This is a genomic window from Arthrobacter sp. H20 (genome assembly GCF_000520515.1).
Classification (GTDB): domain Bacteria; phylum Actinomycetota; class Actinomycetes; order Actinomycetales; family Micrococcaceae; genus Arthrobacter_D.
Map to the genome: position 1 here is coordinate 1 of NZ_AZRY01000241.1, position 2096 is coordinate 2096.

2 protein-coding genes and 1 pseudogene are annotated in these 2096 nt (G+C 60.9%); all 3 read right to left on the bottom strand.

All coding sequences use genetic code 11. The features are described from left to right. Window positions 1–30 precede the first annotated feature (30 nt). Complete coding sequence (locus Y703_RS0102415; RefSeq protein WP_026551441.1) at window positions 31–1341, bottom strand: hypothetical protein; 1311 nt, start codon at window positions 1339–1341, stop codon at window positions 31–33. 122 nt (window positions 1342–1463) lie between these two features. Then, the gene (locus Y703_RS0102420; protein WP_026551442.1) at window positions 1464–1667 is read right to left on the bottom strand and encodes a hypothetical protein; all 204 of its coding nucleotides are present in this window, start codon (window positions 1665–1667) and stop codon (window positions 1464–1466) included. 95 nt (window positions 1668–1762) lie between these two features. Further along, window positions 1763–2096, bottom strand: a pseudogene (locus Y703_RS22295) (chromosome partitioning protein ParA); the annotation flags it as partial.

A 2096-nucleotide genomic window follows, 5' to 3' on the forward strand; every position in this document is an offset into this window, starting at 1 on the left:
TGCTTTCATGCATGCATGAAAGCAAGTTCTCTAGGTGGGGAACTGCTTTTGCCGGTCTTGGGCAGCTTGTTCGATTTGTTCTGCGAGGCGTAGCCGCCAGGGCAGGGGCATGGGAGTTCCTGCGGCTATTTGCGCGGCCCGTTGGGTTTGTTCTTCCAGCGTGCGGCGGCGCTCGATTGCCTGCCGGGCGGTTGCTTCTTGGTGGGCGGCTTCGGCTCGCTGATCGGGGGAGCGCAGCAGCTCGCCTTGGCTGGTCCTCCAGCCGTCGAGTCGGCTTCTGATCCAGCCGCGTAACCGTTCGCAGGCGTGGTGGTTGAAGCTCTGCACTACGTCGGGGATGCCGCTGTCAGGCCACCGGGTGCCGTCCGGGGTCCACGCTAGAGCGTGTTCGATATCGGCAACGGTCCAGCCAGCGAGGAAAGCTTCTCGCAGACTCGATGCCAGGTCTTTGTGCGACATTCTGCGGAAACCTGGGGTGCGGTGCCAGATCTCGGTCGCTGCCGCTAGACGCTGTATTTGGCGGGTTGGCGTTACATGGCTGGGCCAGCACAGCTCTGGTCGATACGGCGTTACGGGACCGTCCTCGCAGCTTGCGGCGGCAATGTTGATCTGTCGGGGCGGAGCCGCGTCCTCTGAGGTTCTTTCGCGCGCCTGTGTAGGAGTTAAGTTTTTAACATAAAGGTGAGTACCGCCTACGGCGGGAGGGGTGACATTTATATCCCCAGCTTCTTCTTCTGGTGCGGGTGCAAGACCTAGATCGTGAGGCACACAGAGCACGTAGACAGCGGCTTCTGCGTGGCGTTCGCCGTTCTTATCCGGGGGAGAGCACTCGGCACTCCTGCCGCCTGCCACACGGCCTAACAAGCCCCACTGGATGAAGTGCTCGATGTACCGGGCAACAGAGCGGGGTGTGCAGCCTGTGGCCTTCTCTATGGCTTCCCAGCCTGGACGAGTGGTCATCGTCTCGTAGTTGGCGTGCGCGACGAGACAGGTCATTGCGGCTAAGTGGTTGCGCTGGCCGTCTGCCTTCATCCTGAGTTCGGAGAGGATGAATCGGAGGCGGGCTATCACTTGGTCGCCGTGTGCGCCGCGCACGCTTCCCGGCGGGATCGCCCACTTGATTACTTCGGGGTCTGTCTCCAGCTCGCGGGGAATCCGGCGGAACGGGCTACGCGGGACCGGCCCGAGGATGCCGCCGTCAAGCGGCTGGTCGGTGCGTTTGTGGTCCTCAGGGACAACGGTTAGCTCAGCGCCGAGAGCACGGTACCGGCCCCGGATTTTACGGCGCGGCGTAGCTAAATCTATTTCAGTAAAAGCGATTGCGTGTAGAGTGGGCAGCATAAAGGCCTCTCCGTCCGGAGGGTGTGTTTATAGAGGCCCTTCACCCGGTCGCCGGCAAGCTTTGGGGTGAAGAGCTGAATAACTTGATATGAGGGCCCGCCTACATGGCGGGCCTTCTTCGTTTAACTGGCCTTGGCGATAGGCAAGGCCTCCTGTCCGTTGATGTGGTCGAGGTCGACAGTTTTCAGGTAGCTGTGCACTAGTCTCGCGACTAGATCGCTCCTGGTTTCATCAGTAGCCGCAACGACAGCTGCCAATTTTTCGGCGTCGTTGATCGGCAAGCGTGCAGTGATGACGTGGCGTGTGCCTTTGCTGCGCTGTGCCATGGTCCCTCTTCCGGTTGAAGCTGTACCCCCGATCCAACCTGAATCTGATTGAGTTAAGTGGGACATGTTTCGGCGTGTCGCCGTCCATACTGCGCTCACAATCCCTGCGCTACTGCTGCGGCTGCTGCTAGCCAGGCACGTTGCGTAGCTGGTTTTGTGCAGCCTGTGCGGATGCGTCCGGCTTTGAGTGCCTGGTCGTAGGGGACGGTGACGACGCGGCGCACCAGTGGCGCGAATCCGTCTGCAATTCGGCGGGCTTCTTCGCCGTCCTCGGCTTTCCATTGGGAAATGATGACTACCGCGTTCGCGGCCAACTGGGCTGAGTGTTCATCTCGTGCGGCGAGGGTTTGCAGGGTGAGTTTCGCGGCCTCTGCGCGGTCCTCCATGGTTGTTGTGGGGATGACGAGCTGGTTGGTGTGGCCGATCATG

Excerpts from the sequence above, each read along its gene's own strand:
- Y703_RS0102415 (WP_026551441.1), bottom strand. The coding sequence starts at position 1,341 with ATGCTGCCCACTCTACACGCAATCGCTTTTACTGAAATAGATTTAGCT.
- Y703_RS0102420 (WP_026551442.1), bottom strand. The coding sequence starts at position 1,667 with ATGGCACAGCGCAGCAAAGGCACACGCCACGTCATCACTGCACGCTTG.